Raw genomic sequence first — 16486 nt, 5'->3', positions numbered from 1 at the left:
GAGGTCCAGGCCCGGCTGTTCGGCTTGGCTGTGTAACCTGACTCTGTAGAGAGGAGAGGCTGCGCCGTGAACGGGTTTGTGGAAAGCATCCTGAACATCAGCCCCGCGCTGGCTTTCACCATTGTGGGCTGCCTGGTGTTCGCCGAAGACGCAGTGTTCATCGGGTTCGTGATCCCGGGCGAGACTGCAGCGGTCCTCGGCGGCGTCGTCTCGAGCCGGGGCGAGGTCCCGCTGTGGGGCATGGTTGCGATCGTTGTCGTGGCCGCGGTGGTCGGCGACACGGTCGGCTACGAGATCGGCAAGCATCTCGGTCCCAGGCTGCTGAATGCCGGGATCATGAAGAAACGCCGCCCGGCTCTGGCGAAGGCTCAGGATTTCCTGCGCCGGCGTGGCGGCTCCGCCGTCTTCCTCGGCCGCTTTGTGGCGTTCTTCCGGGCCGTCATGCCGGCCCTCGCCGGGACTTCCCGGATGCACTATCCGCGCTTCCTGGCGTTCAATGCCGCCGGAGGACTGGTCTGGGGAGTCAGCTTCGTCCTGCTGGGCTACTTTGCCGGAAATTCCTACGAGGCGGTGGCCAAGGTTGCCGGCCGGGACATCACCGCCGTCGTTGTGGTGATCGGCCTGCTGGCCCTGCTCATCTGGCGTATCCGCCATGCCCGGGCCGCCCGCCGGACACCGGCGGCTCCCCAGGACCCCGAGGTCCCCACTGCGCCGTAGGCGGCCTGCGGCTGACGCCCGGCCGCCTGATGCCGGGCCGCCTAGCCGCCCGGCCGCCTAGCGGCCGACGAGGGCGGACCCGACGAACGGGTCGACAGCCAACGCGAGGAAGAGCAGGGTGAGGTAGCTGATCGAGCCGTGGAAAACCTTCATCGCACCCGTGTTGGAGACGTCGCCGCCCTGGGCCCGGTTGTAGAGGGCGTGCGACTCATACAGGAACCAGGCACCCGCACCGACGGCGGTGACGGTGTAGACCCAGCCGGCGCCCCCGACCGGGATCATCAGCAGCGAACAGGCAACCATGGCCCACGCGTACAGCACTACCTGCACCGACACGACCTTGGCGCCCGCGATTGCACCGAGCATCGGCACGTTGGCGTTGCGGTAGTCCTCGCCGTACCGCATGGACAGCGGCCAGTAGTGCGGCGGGGTCCAGAGGAAGATCACCATGAACAGGACGAAGGCGGGCCACTCCACCGTGTTGGTTACGGCCGCCCAGCCGATCAGCACGGGGAAACAACCGGCAGCCCCGCCCCAGACGATGTTTTGCGCCGTGCGGCGCTTGAGGATCATCGTGTAGATCACCACGTAGAAGACAATGGCGCCGAGCCCCAGCCAGGCCGAGAGCGGGTTGGCACCGAACCAGAGGATCACGATCGCGGCGGCGCCGAGGAGCCAGGAGAACACCAGGGCTTCACGCGGCGTGATCTCGCCAGTGACCAGTGGCCGTTTCTCCGTCCGGTGCATGAGCTTGTCGATGTCCCGGTCGAGATAGCAGTTGAACGCGCCGGCACTGCCGGCCGCGAAGGCGCCCCCGACGAGGGTCGCCAGGATCAGGCCGAGGGTCGGGAAGCCGCGCTGGGCGTAGATCATGGTGGGCAGGGTGCTGACCAGCAGGAGTTCGATCACCCGGGGCTTCGTGAGCGCCAGGTAGGCCTTGGCCTTGCGGGCGAATCCGATCCGACCCGGAGCCGGGGAGAAGTTAAGCGGCGTATCTGTAGTGCTCACGGTGGCAGTCACCCTGTTCTGTCTGGCGGTTCTGTCTGGCTGTCCAGTCCGGTCGGTCTTCGCAGTGCGCCCTATGTCCGGGCACGGCATTCGGGGGTCCGTGCGCGGCGCGCAGGCATGTCCCCACTCCCGGTGGTGGCCACCAACCATCCTACCGCGGCGGCGCTGGCGTCTGGGCCCCGCGGACGCCCGCGGAATTCAGCTTGCCAGGACGCTTCCGCCGCGGCTGCGGGCTGCGGTGAATCACCTAAGCCGGAAACCCGTCCAATTCCTGAGATATGCCCCGCCCGGCAGGTGAAATGGGGCTAAGCTGTCTGACAGATCAGCACACGCGCGCGGCCGCCCGATGGCGCTCCCCGCCACGCGCGTGCGCTGAAAGGTAGACCAACGTTTCGATGGTGAATGGCTGGTGCGAGCCGCAGCGGGCATCAAAACGTGTCCCCGGCGGAATGTACTGTGCCATCGGCTGTCAGCACAGAGAGGGGCCCGGTTTTCGTGCCACATTTGGAAGAGCAAGAACTGTCATGGACCACCGCGGACCAGCGCGCCGTAGATACCGTCCGGGTGCTCGCGGCGGATGCCGTGGAGAAGGTCGGTAACGGCCACCCCGGCACTGCGATGAGCCTGGCTCCGGCCGCTTACCTGCTCTTCCAGAAGCTGATGCGGCACGATCCGGCGAACCCGCAGTGGCTGGGACGCGACCGGTTCGTCCTCTCCCCCGGCCATACGTCGCTGACGCTGTACATCCAACTGTTCCTCTCCGGCTACGGCCTGGAGCTAAAGGATCTTGAGGCGTTGCGGACCTGGGGTTCGCTGACTCCGGGCCACCCGGAGTACAAGCACACCGCCGGCGTGGAAATCACCACCGGGCCGCTGGGCCAGGGCCTGGCCTCCGCAGTCGGCTTCGCCTACTCCCAGCGCCGCATGCGCGGACTGTTCGACGCCGACGCTCCGGCCGGCACGAGCCCGTTCGACCACACCGTCTGGGTGATCGCCTCCGACGGCGACCTGCAGGAAGGCGTGACGTCCGAGGCCTCCTCGCTCGCCGGACACCAGGAACTCGGCAATCTCGTGGTGATCTACGACGAGAACCACATCAGCATCGAGGACGACACGAATGTCGCCTTCACCGAGGACGTCCTGGCCCGCTACGCGGCCTACGGCTGGCACACCCACCGGGTCGACTGGACCCGGACCGGTGAATACAAGGAAGACGTCGCCGAACTGCACGCCGCCCTGCTCGCGGCGAAGGCCGAGACGGGCAAGCCCTCCATCATTTCGCTGCGGACCATCATCGGGTGGCCGGCGCCGAAAAAGCAGAACACCGGCAAGATCCACGGCTCGGCCCTGGGCGCCGAGGAAGTCGCGGGCCTGAAGGAAATCCTGGGCTTCGACCCGGAGCGGTCCTTCCAGATCGAGGACGAGGTACTGGCGCACACCCGCCAGGCCCAATCACGCGGCGCGGCGGTACGTGCCGAGTGGCAGGAAGCCTTCGAGGCCTGGCAGTCCGGGAACCCCGAGGCGGCAGCGTTGCTGGAACGCGTCGAGGCCTGCAAGCTCCCGGCCGAGTTCGACGCCGCGCTGCCGGTCTTTGAAGCCGGCAAGGACGTTTCCACCCGCGCCGCGTCCGGCAAGGTCCTGAACGCGATCGGTCCGGCCATGCCCGAACTGTGGGGCGGCTCTGCGGATCTGGCGGAATCGAACAACACCACGATCGAGGGTTCGCCCTCCTTCATCCCGGCCTCCCGGCAGACCGAGGCGTGGAAGGGCAACCCCTACGGCCGGGTGCTGCACTTCGGCATCCGCGAGCACGCCGCTGCGTCGATCGTGAACGGGATCAGCCTGTCCGGGCCCACCCGGGCGTTCTCCGGCACGTTCCTGATTTTCTCCGACTATCAGCGCCCGGCGATCCGTCTCGGTGCGCTGATGGGCGCCCCGTCGCTGTACGTCTGGACGCACGACTCAATCGGCCTCGGTGAAGACGGCCCCACGCACCAGCCGGTCGAGCAGCTCGCCTCGCTCCGCGCCATCCCGGGCCTGGACGTCGTCCGCCCCGGCGACGCGAACGAGGTCGCCGCGGCCTGGAAAACCGTCCTGGAAAACCACCAGAATCCGGCAGGCCTCGTCCTGACCCGGCAGAACATCCCCACTTGGGACCGCGGCGCCGGGGACGCCGACGGCGACACCTTCGGCTCCACCGCCGGCGTCGCGAAGGGCGGCTACGTCCTGGCCGAAGCGTCCGCCGACGGACAGACCGTGGCGGCGCAGGTCATCCTGATCGGCACCGGCTCGGAGGTGCAGCTCGCAGTGGCCGCCCGCGAAACGCTGCAGGCCGAAGGGATCCCCACCCGGGTCGTGTCCATGCCCTGCGTCGAATGGTTCAACAAGCAGGACGCCTCCTACCGCGAGTCCGTTCTCCCCGCCACCGTCAAGGCGCGCGTCTCGGTCGAAGCGGGGCTGGCCCTGGGCTGGAGGGAATTTGTCGGTGATGCCGGGCGCTCCATCAGCCTCGAGCACTTCGGCGCCTCCGCGGACTACAAGCGCCTCTTCCAGGAATTCGGCATTACAGCAGAAGCCGTCGCCGCCGCCGCCAAGGAATCCCTCGCCGGTCTTACGGCCTGATCCCCAACTTCACGCTTTCCGGGCCGCCGCCCCGACCGGCGGCGGCCCCAGACTTCAGGAGGTAACCATGAGCACCACCCCCACCGCCACACCTACGCAGCAACTGTCCGACGCCGGCGTCTCGATCTGGCTCGACGACCTCTCCCGCGGCCGGTTGGATACCGGCACGCTGCGCAAGCTGATCGAAGAGAAAAACGTCGTCGGCGTCACCACCAACCCGAGCATCTTCCACGCGGCCATCACCGGGGGCACCGACTATGACGCCAAGATCAAGGAAAAGGCGGCCGCCGGCGCCAGCGTCGACGAAACGATCTTCGCGATCACCACCACCGACGTCGCCGACGCCTGTGATCTGTTCGCGCCCGTGTACGCCGCCACTAACGGCGTCGACGGCCGCGTCTCGATCGAGGTAGACCCGCGCCTCGCCTGGGACACCGCCGGCACCATCGCCGAAGCCAAGGAACTGTACGGCCAGGTCAACAAGGACAACGTCCTGATCAAGATCCCCGCCACCCTCGAGGGCCTCGAGGCCATCACCGCCACGCTGGCGAGCGGCATCAGCGTCAACGTGACCCTGATCTTCTCGCTGGAACGCTACCGCGCCGTCATCAACGCCTTCCAGAGCGGACTCGAGCAGGCCAAGGAAAACGGCCATGACCTGTCCAGGCTCCACTCCGTGGCGTCCTTCTTCGTCTCCCGCGTGGACACGGAAATCGACAAGCGCCTCGACGCGATCGGTACCGACGAAGCCAGGGCACTCAAGGGCAAGGCAGGCCTCGCCAACGCCCGTCTGGCCTACCAGGTATATGAGGAACTCCTTTCCACCGAGCGCTGGGGCCTGCTCGCCGAGGCCGGCGCGCGCCCGCAGCGCCCGCTCTGGGCCTCCACCGGCGTGAAGGACCCGGCCTACCCGGACACCATGTACGTGACCGGGCTCGTGGCCCGCGGCGTCGTCAACACCATGCCGGAGAAGACCCTGGACGCCACCTCCGACCACGGCGCCGTCACCGGCGACACGGTCACCCGCGGCTACGACGACGCGAACGCGACCCTCAACGCGCTCGACGCCCTCGGCATCTCCTACAACGAAGTCGTCGCCGTGCTCGAGTCCGAAGGCCTCGACAAGTTTGTGGCAAGCTGGAAGGAACTGCTGGCCGACGTCGAGGTCGCCCTCGCCGCTGCACGGAAGGACGCATAGTCCCCCATGACCACTCTCAGCTATGACGCCACGGGCGCTGCCCGCCAGGCCAACGAACAGCACCTGCCCGCCCTGCTGGAGGACCGGGTAGCCACCCGGATCTTCGCCAAGGACCCCACCCTGTGGGGTCCGGACGCCGAAGCCGAGGCCGCGGTCCGGCTCGGCTGGGTGGAGGCGGCAACCGTCTCCCAGCCGCTCGTGGCGGAGATCCTGGCGCTGCGCGACGCGCTGCGTGCCGAGGGCGTCCGCCGGATCGTCCTGTGCGGCATGGGCGGTTCCTCTTTGGCTCCCGAAGTCATCGCCGGAACCGCTGGCGTCGAACTGACAGTGCTGGACAGCACCGACCCTGAACAGGTTGCCGCCGCCCTCGCGGACCGGCTCACCGAAACCGCGGTCGTGGTGTCCTCCAAATCAGGTTCAACCCTGGAAACCGACTCGCAGCGCAGGGCCTTGGAACATGCTTTCACCGAGGCCGGCGTCGAGGCGAAGAGCCGCATCGTCATCGTCACGGACCCGGGCTCCCCGCTGGACAAGTCCGCCCGCGAGGCCGGCTACCGCGCCGTCTTCAACGCCGACCCGAACGTCGGCGGCCGCTACTCCGCGCTCACCGCCTTCGGGCTGGTGCCGTGCGGGCTGGCCGGCGTGGACATCCAAGCCTTCCTGGACGAGGCCGAGGAGACCGCCGAAATCCTCAATGACGACAGCGCGGACAACATCGGCCTCGCCCTCGGGGCGGCGCTGGGGGGCACCAGCCCGTTGCGCAACAAGGTTGTCATCGCCGAGGACGGCTCGGGGATCGCGGGCTTCGCCGACTGGGCCGAGCAGCTCATCGCCGAGTCCACCGGTAAAATCGGCACCGGCGTGCTGCCGGTGGTCGCCGGCCCGGACGCACCGGAGGTCACCGGCGGCGCCGAGGACGTGCTGGTCATCCGGCTCGTGTCCGCCGACGCCGACGTCGAACTAGGCGCCAACGAGGCAGCCATCGCCGGCGGCCTCGCCGCCCAGATGATGACGTGGGAGTTCGCCACCGCCGTCGCAGGCCGGCTGCTGGGGATCAACCCCTTCGACCAGCCCGACGTCGAGGCCGCCAAGACTGCCGCCCGCGGGCTGCTGGACGCACAGCCGGAACCGACGCCGGCCAACTTCACCGACGGAGCCATCGAGGTCCGGGGCGGCGAGTGGCTCGGTGACGCCGGCACGGCGGCCGAGGCCGTCAGTGCGCTGCTCGGCCAGCTCGGCACGGACGGCTACCTGAGCGTCCAGGCGTATTTCGACCGGCTCAGCTACGCACCGCTGGAGAGCATCCGCGACGAACTGGCCGCCGTCAGCGGCCGTCCCGTTACCTTCGGCTGGGGACCCCGGTTCCTGCACTCCACCGGGCAGTTCCACAAGGGTGGCCCGGCCCTCGGCGTCTTTCTGCAGGTCACAGCCGCGTCCGCCACGGACCTGGCCATCCCAGAGCGGCCCTTCACCTTCGGCGAGCTCATTTCGGCCCAGGCCGCGGGCGACGCGCAGGTCCTCGGCGAACACGGCCGGCCGGTACTTCGGCTGCACCTCACGGACCGTGCCGCCGGTGTCCGCCAGTTGCAGCAGCTCGTCTCCTCGCTGGCCGGCATGTCATCTGCTGGCCGCCCCGCGCCCTCCCCCGAAAGCTAAGGCACCAGAGCAACCATGCCACTCTCGCAAAATGGCGGCCGCAAGTCCGCGGGCCGGGGCCACAATCCGCTCCGGGACCCGCGCGACCGGCGGCTGAACCGGATCGCCGGCCCGTCCTCACTGGTGCTTTTCGGCGTCACCGGGGACCTCGCCCGGAAGAAACTCATGCCCGCCGTCTACGACCTCGCCAACCGCGGATTGCTGCCGCCGAGCTTTGCGCTCGTCGGGTTCGCCCGGCGGCAATGGGAAAACGAGGACTTCGCCGCCGAGGTGAAGGAGGCCGTCATGACTTACGCCCGTACCCCCTTTGACGAGACGGTCTGGAAGCAACTGGCCGAGGGCATCCGCTTCGTACAGGGCGAGTTCGACGACGACGAAGCCTTTGAGCGTCTCAGCGAGACAATCGATGAACTCGACGAGCAACGCGGCACCAGAGGCAACCACGCCTTTTACCTGTCGATCCCGCCGAAAGCCTTCGAACTGGTCTGCCGGCAGCTCTCCAAGCATGGGCTCGCGCAGGCTGAGGGTGGCAAGTGGCGGCGCGTCGTCATCGAGAAGCCGTTCGGCCACGACCTCGAGTCCGCCCGGCAGCTCAACGACATCGTGGAATCGGTTTTCCCGCCGGACGCAGTCTTCCGGATCGATCACTACCTCGGCAAGGAAACGGTTCAGAACATCCTGGCCCTGCGCTTCGCCAACCAACTCTTTGAACCCCTCTGGAACGCCAACTACGTGGACCACGTCCAGATCACCATGGCCGAGGACATCGGCACGGGCGGCCGCGCCGGCTACTATGACGGCGTGGGCGCAGCCCGCGACGTCATCCAGAACCACCTGCTGCAGCTACTTGCGCTGACCGCCATGGAAGAGCCGATCTCCTTCAACGCGGACGATCTCCGCGCCGAGAAGGAGAAAGTCCTCGCCGCCGTGCGGCTGCCGGACGACCTGTCTACGCATTCTGCACGCGGACAGTTCACCGGCGGCTGGCAGGGTGGCGAGCAGGTGCTGGGCTACCTGGAGGAAGAGGGCATTCCCGCCGATTCGACCACCGAGACGTTCGCCGCTATCCGGGTGGACATCAACACCCGGCGCTGGAGCGGGGCGCCGTTCTACCTGCGGGCCGGCAAGCGGCTGGGCCGCCGCGTGACAGAAATCGCCGTCGTCTTCAAACGAGCCCCCAACCTGCTCTTCAGCGACCACGGCGAGGATGATTTTGGCCAGAACGCCGTCGTGATCCGGGTGCAGCCGGATGAGGGTGCCACGATCCGTTTTGGCTCCAAAGTCCCCGGCACGCAGATGGAAGTCCGCGACGTCACCATGGACTTCGGCTACGGCCACTCCTTCACCGAGTCGAGCCCGGAAGCCTACGAACGGCTCATCCTGGACGTGCTGCTCGGCGAACCCCCATTGTTCCCGCGGCACCAGGAAGTGGAGCTGTCCTGGAAGATCCTGGACCCCTTCGAGGACTACTGGGCCAGCCTTGACGAGCAGCCCGAGCCGTATGCTCCCGGAAGCTGGGGCCCTGCCTCCGCCGATGAGCTGCTTGCCCGCGACGGACGGACCTGGAGAAGGCCATGATCGTAAACCTCCCCGATACCACAACGTCCAAGGTCTCCAAGAAGATCATGGCCCTCCGCGAACAGGGCGGTGTGATCGCCCTGGGCCGTGTTCTGACCCTGGTGGTGGTGACCAAGTCCGGCCTCGAAGAGGAAGCCATCGATGCCGCCAACGAGGCCAGCCGGGAGCACCCTTGCCGGATCATCGTCCTCGCTGACGCCGGCGCCTCGGCGCCCACCCGGCTGGACGCCCAGATCCGGGTGGGCGGCGACGCCGGCGCCTCCGAGGTCATCCTGCTCCGCGGCTACGGTGAACTCGCCGAGGAAAGCGAGTCCCTTGTGGCCGCGCTGCTCCTCCCGGATGCCCCGATCGTGGCCTGGTGGCCGCACGGCGCGCCGAAGAACGCCTGCCAAACGTCGATCGGCCGGATCGCGCACCGGCGGATCACGGACTCCTCCAATGAGCCGGACCCGCAGGCAGCGTTGGAGAACATCCGCCGGACCTACAAGGCAGGCGACACGGATCTGGCCTGGACGCGGCTGACCCACTGGCGGATCCAGCTGGCGGCGGTCCTGGACCAGGTGGACCCTTCACCGGTCACGGCAGTCGCCGTCGAAGGCGCCTCCGACTCTCCCAGCACGCTGTTGCTCGCGGCCTGGCTTACGCTGGCGCTGGACGCCCCGGTGACCATCGTCGAGGACCCGGCAGGAACCGGGATCCGTCGGGTGCGCCTGACCCGCCCCGGCGGCGACGTTCAGCTGTACCGTCCCGGGCTGACAGTGGCAGAACTAACCCAGCCGGGCCAGCCGGTCCAGCGCATTTCGCTGCCACGCCGCAGCCTCAAGGACTGCCTGGCCGAGGAGCTCCGGCGCCTGGACCCGGACGAAGTGTTCGGCGAAGTGATTACTATTGGACTGCCCCGTACCAACCCAAGGAGTGTCCGTCCCAGTGAGCGCTGAGCCCAGAGTAAGCATCCATCCCGACTCGTCCGTCCTGATGGCCGCAATCGCGGCCCGCCTGATCACGAAGCTCGTGGATCTCCAGGACAAACACGGCGAGGCGACGGTGGTACTCACCGGGGGCACGATGGGGATTGGATCGCTCAAGGCCGTCGCGGAGTCGCCGGCAGCCGCGGCAGTGGACTGGTCCAAGGTGAACTTCTGGTGGGGCGACGAACGCTTTGTCGGCCGGGACGACGCCGACCGCAACGCCCGCCAGGCGCACGCGGCGCTGCTTTCGCAGATCAATGTGGACCCGGCGCGTGTCCACGTGCCCGGCGCGAAGGATGACTTCGACACAGCCGAAGAGGCCGCTGCGGACTATGCCCGTCGGCTCGCCGAGGCGGCCGCGGCCGAACACGCGGCGGATATGTCCGATGACCGGCCGGAGAAGCCCGGCGCCCTGCCGCGGCTGGACATTGTGCTGCTGGGCGTCGGCCCCGATGCGCACGTGGCATCGCTCTTCCCGGAGCAGGCCGGAATCCGGGAGAAGGCTCTGACAGTGGTGGGGGTGCGTAACTCCCCCAAGCCGCCGCCGGAGCGGATTTCCCTCACGCTGCCGACGATCAACACGGCGAACGAGGTGTGGATGGTGGTGGCCGGCGATGACAAGGCCGGCGCCGTGGGCCTGGCCCTCGCCGGAGCCAACCCGGTGCAGGTGCCGGCATCCGGACCGCGCGGGCGTTTGCAGACGCTCTGGCTGATCGATGAGGAAGCGGCCTCACGAGTCCCCGAGCAGCTCGTCCGGAAGAGCCCCACGGGCGCGTAGTCGTTCGAGCGCTCCGGCCAGCACGTCTTCGGCGTCCTGGCTGGAGCGCCGCTCTTTAACGTATTCGAGGTGGCTTTTGAAGCCCTCGGCAGGTTCGTCCTCCAGGGCGAAGCGGGACTCGTCCCGGGTGGCCGTACCACCGCAGCGCCGGCAGTCCCAGGTCCCCGGAATCTGTTCCTCCGGCAGTTTGGCGAACACGAGGGCAGTTTCGTGGCCCTTCGCACACCGAAAGGCGACGCAGATCCGGGGTTGGCCGGCACCGATGCCGTCGAGGGGCTCATGGCGGACCGGGGCTCCGGCGATTGCACCAACCCGGATGCCTCTGAATCCGGAGGCAGAATGCAGCATCGGGAACTCCTTGCGACGTGGCTGGAGGATTTGTTCTTGCCAGCGACAGTGTAGTTCGGAAATTCCCGATGCCGGGAGGGCCTCAAGGCCCCTTATGCAGTTCTACGAATTGACGTATTAGGAGTTGGCACCGGTATTGAACCGCATCAGCAGCCCCAGGGCGATGATCACGACGCCCCAGGTGACACCAAGGACGATCGTGAAACGGTTAAGGTTGCGCTCGGCGACGCCCGAGGAGCTGAGCCCGGAGCTCATGCCGCCGCCGAACATGTCGGACAAACCGCCGCCGCGACCCTTGTGAAGCAGGATGAGGAAGGTCAGCAGGAGGCTGGTAATGCCCAGCAGGACCTGCAGGATGACATGAAGAACGTCCACGACGGCCTTTCAGAAGATGGGGATGGCGGGGGCCAAAGCTGTGTCCGGACTAGTCCGTCAGCAGATGACTCTCGAACCTGACAATGTTAGCAAACTCAGCAGGGTCGAGGCTGGCGCCACCCACCAGCAGTCCGTCCACGTCGCGTTCCCTGAGGATCGAGGCGGCGTTGTTGGCCTTCACCGAACCGCCGTAGAGCAGGCGCGTGTCGGCGGCGACCGAGGCGTCGAAGATCGTGGCCAGCTCGGCGCGGATCGCGGTGCACATTTCCTGGGCATCCTCCGGTCCGGCCACCTCGCCGGTGCCGATGGCCCAGACGGGTTCGTAGGCGACAACGAGCTCGGCAGCCTGCTCGGCGGTAAGGCCTTCGACGCCGGCCCGGAGCTGGGCGAGGGTATGTTCCACATGCGTTCCGGCCTGACGGACCTCTAGGCCTTCGCCGACGCACAGCACGGGGGTAACGCCGTGGCGGAAGGCGGCCTTGGTCTTGGCGTTAAGGACCTCGTCGGACTCGTGGTGGACGGTGCGGCGTTCGCTGTGGCCCACGAGGACGTAGCGGCAGCCGAGCCTGGCGAGGAAATGCCCGGAGATGTCACCCGTGTACGCACCGGAGTCGAACTGTGACAGGTCCTGGCCGCCGTAGACCACGTCCAGCTCGTCACCTTGAACCAGGGTCTGGACGCCGCGGAGATCGGTGAACGGCGGGAACACTGCTACCTCCACCCGGCCGTAGTCGTGCTTGGCGTCCGACAGGGTCCAGGCCAGCTTCTGCAGGAGGGTGATGCCCTGGACGTGGTCCATGTTCATCTTCCAGTTGCCCGCGATGAAGGGCTTGCGGTCGAACTTGCCGTTGGTTGACGTGGTCACGTGATCTCCAAAAAATTCGTAGCAATGAGAGGGCCGGCAGGGTGCGGTCGGACGGAACGGCACCCTGCCGGCGGGGTCATCTAGCGGTCCAGCACACTCAGACCGGGGAGTTCCTTGCCTTCGAGGTATTCCAGGCTGGCGCCGCCGCCGGTGGAAATGTGCCCGAACTGGTCATCGGCGAAGCCCAGGGTCCGCACCGCCGCGGCGGAGTCGCCGCCGCCGACGACCGTGAAAGCGGCCGTCTCGGTGAGGGCCTGGGCGACGGCCCGGGTGCCGGCGGCGAAAGCGGGGAACTCGAAGACGCCCATGGGGCCGTTCCAGAACACCGTTTTGGCGCCCTTGATCCGTTCCGCGAAGGCCGCTGCGGACTTCGGGCCGATGTCCAGGCCAATGCCGGAGCCGCCAAAGCGGCTGGCCTCGATCGCGTCGGCCGCAACCGTCTCGTGCCCGGCGTCCGCGGCGAACTTGCCGGCCACCACCACATCGGTGGGGACAACGAATTCGGTGCCGGCGTCGGTGGCGCGCTTGAGGTAGTCCTGGACCGTCGGGATCTGGTCCTCTTCGAGCAGGCTGCCGCCGACCTTGTGGCCGGCCGCGGCGAGGAAGGTAAACAGCATGCCGCCACCGACCAGGATCGTGTCCGCCTTGCCGATCAGGTTCGCGATCACGGCGAGCTTGTCCGAGACCTTCGAACCGCCCAGGACGACGGCGTAGGGCCGCTGGGTATCGGTGGTCAGCTTGCGCAGCACCTCGACCTCGGTACGGACCAGGTCGCCCTGGTAGGACGGCAGCCGGGTGGCAATGTCGTAGACGCTGGCGTGCCTGCGGTGTACGGCGCCGAAGGCGTCGTCGACGTAGGCGCCGTTGGCGCCGGTCAACGCGACCAGTTCGTCGGCGAGGGCACCGCGTTCGGCATCGTCCTTGGCTGTTTCCCGGGCGTCGAAGCGCACGTTTTCCAGCACCAGGGCTTCGCCATCCTGCAGCGCCGCGGCGGCCGCCTTGGCGGACCCGCCGACGGTGTCTTCGGCCAGGGAGACCTTGAAGGAAGCCAGCTCCGCCAGGCGTGCGACGGCCGGCTTAAGCGAGTACTTCTCCTCCGGGGCACCCTTGGGGCGGCCGAGGTGCGCCGTGACCAGGACGCGGGCGCCGGCGTCCGTGAGCTTCGCCAGTACCGGCAGGGAGGCCTTGATCCGGCCGTCGTCAGTCACTGAAGAGCCGTCGAGCGGCACGTTCAGGTCACTTCTGACCAGAACGTACCGCCCGCGGACACCTTCAGCGATCAGTTCGTCGAGGGTGTGGAATGTCATGGGTCTTACCCTAGCCCAGCTTCGATGCGACGAGTTCCGTGAGGTCGACGAGGCGGTTGGAGTAGCCCCACTCGTTGTCATACCAGGAAACGACCTTGACCTGGTTGCCGATCACCTTGGTCAGGCCGGAGTCGAAGATGGACGACGCCGGGTCCCCGACGATGTCCGAGGAAACGATCGGCTCGTCGGTGTAGGTCAGCAGGCCCTTGAGCGCTTCCGACTCGGACGCGGCCTTGAGTGCGGCGTTGACTTCCTCGACGGTGGTCTCACGCGAGACGGTCACGGTGAGGTCGGTGGCGGAGCCGGTGGGCACCGGGACGCGGATGGCGTAGCCGTCGAGCTTGCCCTTGAGTTCCGGCAGGACCAGGCCGATCGCCTTGGCCGCGCCCGTGGAGGTCGGGATCATGTTGATGGCTGCGGCGCGGGCACGGCGCAGGTCCTTGTGCGGGCCGTCCTGCAGGTTCTGGTCCGCGGTGTAGGCGTGGATGGTGGTCATCAGGCCGCGCTCGATGCCGAAGGCGTCATTGATGACCTTGGCGAGCGGACCGAGGCAGTTGGTGGTGCAGGAAGCGTTGGAGATGATGTGATGCGCGGCGTTGTCGTAAAGGTCGTCGTTGACGCCGATCACGATGGTGATGTCCTCGTCCGAGGCGGGGGCGGAGATCAGCACCTTCTTGGCGCCGGCGTCAATGTGCTTCTGCGCATCGGCGGCCTTGGTGAAGAAGCCGGTGGACTCGATGACGACGTCGACGCCCAGCTCGCCCCAGGGCAGCTTGGCCGGATCGCGCTCTGCGAGGACCTTCACGGTCTTGCCGGCGACGAGGATGTCGCCGTCCCTGACCTCGATGGATTCAGCCAGGCGGCCGTTGACGGAGTCGTACTTGAAAAGGTGGGCGAGGGTTTCCGGGCTGGTCAGGTCGTTGACTGCAACGATCTCAAGGTCAGCGCCCTGGGCGAGGGCGGCGCGGAAGTAGTTGCGGCCAATGCGGCCAAAGCCATTGATACCAATACGTGTCGTCACGTTTTCAGTCTCCTTGGTGCTTTATCAAGCACGACTAGTTGAGCAGGCGTTCAAGCCAACTAACAGATCCCGCACGCCATTGGGCAGAAATGATTACCAGATCGGAGGGCGAGCAGCCACGTTGCTGAAGGCTGACCGCCTTCCGTGATCCATCTTACGTTTAAGTGGACCCGCCCCCGCAAGTGCGGGGGCGGGTCCACACACCGGGCAGGACAGCCCGAACGGTGCGTTTTGCTACAGCGACGTTAAGGCGGCGATCGCCCTTAGAGGGTGATCAGGCCCGTGGCGTTCTTACGGGCGGCATCGAAGCGCTTGGCGACGTCGGCCCAGTTCACGATGTTCCAGAAGGCCTTGACGTAGTCGGCCTTGACGTTGACGTAGTCCAGGTAGAAGGCATGCTCCCACATGTCGAGCATCAGCAGCGGCGTGGTGCCCAGCGCCACGTTGCCCTGCTGGTCGTAGAGCTGCTCGATGACGAGGTTCCCGCCGATCGGCTCGTAGGCCAGGAAGCCCCAGCCGGAGCCCTGCAGGCCCAGCGCGGCAGCGCTGAACTGGGCACGGAAGGCGTCAAAGGACCCGAACGCGTCGTCGATGGCGGCCGCGAGCTCGCCCTCGGGCTTGTCGCCGCCGTCCGGGGAGAGGTTCTTCCAGAACACGGAGTGGTTGATGTGGCCTCCGGTGTGGAACGCAAGGTCCTTGGAAAGCCGGTTGATGTTGGCGAAGTCGCCCTTCTCCCGCGCCTCGGCAAGCTGCTTCAGGGCGTTGTTGGCGCCGGCAACGTAGGCGGCGTGGTGCTTGCTGTGGTGCAGCTCCATGATTCTCGCGGAGATGTGGGGTTCCAGCGCGGCGTAGTCGTAGTCAAGTTCGGGAAGTACGTACTCGGTCACAAAATCCTCCAATATCGTGGACGGTTCGTCCGGTTTGCTAACTCTCGGATGGCGCATCCGGATGCGTGGGCACCCGGAAATCTGTGGATATGGATCCAGGGGGCATAGCCTCCGACCCCGCCCGGGTATTCCCGGCGCTGGATCCGATTCTTGCCCGGAATCCCGGCAGTGGCTACTCGTCCAGCATTTCCGGTGTCACATTAGCCTCAGTCCCGGGGATACCGAGGTCCTCGGCACGCTTGTCGGCCATCGCCAGCAGCCGGCGGATCCGGCCGGCAATGGCGTCCTTGGTCATGACCGGCTCGGCGAGGCGGCCCAGCTCGTCCAGGCTGGCCTGCTTGTGCGCCACCCGCAGCTCACCGGCGTATTTGAGATGGTCCGGAACGTCGTCGCCGAGGATCTCCAACGCCCGGTCGACGCGGGCGCCGGCGGCGACAGCGGCCTGGGCCGAGCGGCGCAGGTTCGCGTCGTCGAAGTTGGCCAGCCGGTTAGCCGTGGCGCGGACCTCCTTGCGCATCCGCCGCTCCTCCCAGACCATCAGCGCGTCGTGCGCGCCCATCCGGGTTAACAGCGCTGCGATGGTGTCACCGTCGCGGATCACGACGCGGTCCACTCCCCTGACCTCACGGGCCTTGGCCTGGATGCCCAGGCGGCGGGCGGCGCCGACGAGGGCAAGGGCGGACTCCGGGCCGGGACAGGTGACCTCCATCGCGGAGGAGCGGCCCGGCTCGGTCAGCGAGCCGTGGGCCAGGAAAGCGCCGCGCCAGACCGCCTCGGCGTCGGCGGCAGAACCGTTCACCACCACCGACGGCAGGCCGCGCACGGGCCGGCCGCGGGCGTCCAGCAGGCCGGTCTGGCGGGCGAGGGCCTCGCCGTCGCGCACCACCCGGACGACGTAGCGGCTGCCGCGGCGCAGCCCGCCGCCGGAGACGACGATAATCTCGCTTTGGTGCCCGTAAACTTCGGCGACGGCGGCACGGAGCCGGCGCGCAGTCGACGCGAGGTCCACCTCGGCCTCGATCACGATCCGGCCGGAAATGATGTGCAGTCCGCCCGCAAATCGGAGGATGGTGGAGACCTCGGCCTTGCGGACCGAGGACTTCCTAATGTCCAGCCGGGAAAGTTCTTCCTTGACCGATGCTGTCAGTGCCATGGCAC

The 16486-nt window shown here is 67.4% G+C and carries 15 protein-coding genes; 7 read left to right on the top strand and 8 right to left on the bottom strand.

Annotated elements, in window-relative coordinates:
• Nucleotides 1-66: 66 nt before the first annotated feature.
• Nucleotides 67-717 (top strand): DedA family protein, encoded by a 651-nt coding sequence (locus ABIB14_RS10340; RefSeq protein WP_354235789.1) that lies wholly within the window; start codon nucleotides 67-69, stop codon nucleotides 715-717.
• A gap of 57 nt (nucleotides 718-774) precedes the next feature.
• Here ABIB14_RS10340 and ABIB14_RS10335 read toward each other — a convergent pair whose 3' ends face one another.
• Nucleotides 775-1737: a heme o synthase gene (locus ABIB14_RS10335; RefSeq protein WP_354235788.1), complete on the bottom strand. Its 963-nt coding sequence runs from the start codon at nucleotides 1735-1737 to the stop codon at nucleotides 775-777.
• 492 nt (nucleotides 1738-2229) lie between these two features.
• On the opposite strand from ABIB14_RS10335, the gene tkt reads away from it, so the two are divergent.
• The 6 genes from tkt to pgl all read left to right on the top strand — a co-directional run bounded on the left by tkt (nucleotide 2230) and on the right by pgl (nucleotide 10525).
• Nucleotides 2230-4347, top strand: coding sequence for a transketolase (tkt, locus tag ABIB14_RS10330; RefSeq protein ID WP_354235866.1), 2118 nt, complete (start codon nucleotides 2230-2232; stop codon nucleotides 4345-4347).
• Nucleotides 4348-4414: 67 nt separating this feature from the next.
• A complete protein-coding gene (gene tal / locus ABIB14_RS10325) occupies nucleotides 4415-5545 on the top strand; it encodes a transaldolase (RefSeq protein ID WP_354235787.1) in 1131 nt (376 codons plus the stop codon).
• Between the two features lie 6 nt (nucleotides 5546-5551).
• Nucleotides 5552-7201, top strand: coding sequence for a phosphoglucose isomerase-related protein (locus ABIB14_RS10320; protein ID WP_354235786.1), 1650 nt, complete (start codon nucleotides 5552-5554; stop codon nucleotides 7199-7201).
• Between the two features lie 15 nt (nucleotides 7202-7216).
• Complete coding sequence (zwf, locus tag ABIB14_RS10315; RefSeq protein WP_354235785.1) at nucleotides 7217-8779, top strand: glucose-6-phosphate dehydrogenase; 1563 nt, start codon at nucleotides 7217-7219, stop codon at nucleotides 8777-8779.
• Nucleotides 8776-9717, top strand: a complete 942-nt coding sequence (locus tag ABIB14_RS10310) for a glucose-6-phosphate dehydrogenase assembly protein OpcA (protein WP_354235784.1) — start codon at nucleotides 8776-8778, stop codon at nucleotides 9715-9717. Before zwf ends, ABIB14_RS10310 begins: the two co-directional genes overlap by 4 nt.
• Nucleotides 9707-10525 (top strand): 6-phosphogluconolactonase, encoded by an 819-nt coding sequence (gene pgl / locus ABIB14_RS10305; RefSeq protein ID WP_354235783.1) that lies wholly within the window; start codon nucleotides 9707-9709, stop codon nucleotides 10523-10525. The genes ABIB14_RS10310 and pgl overlap by 11 nt, the downstream gene beginning before the upstream one ends.
• Here pgl and ABIB14_RS10300 read toward each other — a convergent pair.
• The 7 genes from ABIB14_RS10300 to whiA form a co-directional block, all read right to left on the bottom strand.
• A complete protein-coding gene (locus ABIB14_RS10300; RefSeq protein WP_354235782.1) occupies nucleotides 10478-10873 on the bottom strand; it encodes an RNA polymerase-binding protein RbpA in 396 nt (131 codons plus the stop codon). The two genes, pgl and ABIB14_RS10300, sit on opposite strands and share 48 nt — an antisense overlap.
• Before the next feature lie 117 nt (nucleotides 10874-10990).
• Nucleotides 10991-11248: a preprotein translocase subunit SecG gene (gene secG, locus ABIB14_RS10295; protein WP_354235781.1), complete on the bottom strand. Its 258-nt coding sequence runs from the start codon at nucleotides 11246-11248 to the stop codon at nucleotides 10991-10993.
• Nucleotides 11249-11297: 49 nt separating this feature from the next.
• Complete coding sequence (gene tpiA / locus ABIB14_RS10290; protein ID WP_354235780.1) at nucleotides 11298-12113, bottom strand: triose-phosphate isomerase; 816 nt, start codon at nucleotides 12111-12113, stop codon at nucleotides 11298-11300.
• A gap of 80 nt (nucleotides 12114-12193) precedes the next feature.
• Complete coding sequence (locus tag ABIB14_RS10285; RefSeq protein WP_354235779.1) at nucleotides 12194-13420, bottom strand: phosphoglycerate kinase; 1227 nt, start codon at nucleotides 13418-13420, stop codon at nucleotides 12194-12196.
• Between the two features lie 10 nt (nucleotides 13421-13430).
• Nucleotides 13431-14441: a type I glyceraldehyde-3-phosphate dehydrogenase gene (gene gap, locus ABIB14_RS10280; protein ID WP_354235778.1), complete on the bottom strand. Its 1011-nt coding sequence runs from the start codon at nucleotides 14439-14441 to the stop codon at nucleotides 13431-13433.
• Nucleotides 14442-14704: 263 nt separating this feature from the next.
• Nucleotides 14705-15328: a superoxide dismutase gene (locus tag ABIB14_RS10275; protein WP_354235777.1), complete on the bottom strand. Its 624-nt coding sequence runs from the start codon at nucleotides 15326-15328 to the stop codon at nucleotides 14705-14707.
• 172 nt (nucleotides 15329-15500) lie between these two features.
• Nucleotides 15501-16481, bottom strand: coding sequence for a DNA-binding protein WhiA (gene whiA / locus ABIB14_RS10270; RefSeq protein WP_354235776.1), 981 nt, complete (start codon nucleotides 16479-16481; stop codon nucleotides 15501-15503).
• Between the last annotated feature and the right edge of the window lie 5 nt (nucleotides 16482-16486).

Origin of the sequence: Arthrobacter sp. UYEF3, assembly GCF_040546245.1 — a bacterium.
In the GTDB taxonomy this organism is placed as follows: Bacteria; Actinomycetota; Actinomycetes; order Actinomycetales; family Micrococcaceae; genus Arthrobacter.
The sequence above is the reverse complement of the archived record's forward strand: the minus strand, read 5'-3'. Positions and strand labels throughout refer to the sequence as shown.

Coding starts and splice junctions, on each gene's coding strand:
- tal (WP_354235787.1), top strand. CDS start 4,415: ATGAGCACCACCCCCACCGCCACACCTACGCAGCAACTGTCCGACGCC.
- ABIB14_RS10320 (WP_354235786.1), top strand. CDS start 5,552: ATGACCACTCTCAGCTATGACGCCACGGGCGCTGCCCGCCAGGCCAAC.
- zwf (WP_354235785.1), top strand. CDS start 7,217: ATGCCACTCTCGCAAAATGGCGGCCGCAAGTCCGCGGGCCGGGGCCAC.
- ABIB14_RS10310 (WP_354235784.1), top strand. CDS start 8,776: ATGATCGTAAACCTCCCCGATACCACAACGTCCAAGGTCTCCAAGAAG.
- ABIB14_RS10300 (WP_354235782.1), bottom strand. CDS start 10,873: ATGCTGCATTCTGCCTCCGGATTCAGAGGCATCCGGGTTGGTGCAATC.
- ABIB14_RS10285 (WP_354235779.1), bottom strand. CDS start 13,420: ATGACATTCCACACCCTCGACGAACTGATCGCTGAAGGTGTCCGCGGG.
- whiA (WP_354235776.1), bottom strand. CDS start 16,481: ATGGCACTGACAGCATCGGTCAAGGAAGAACTTTCCCGGCTGGACATT.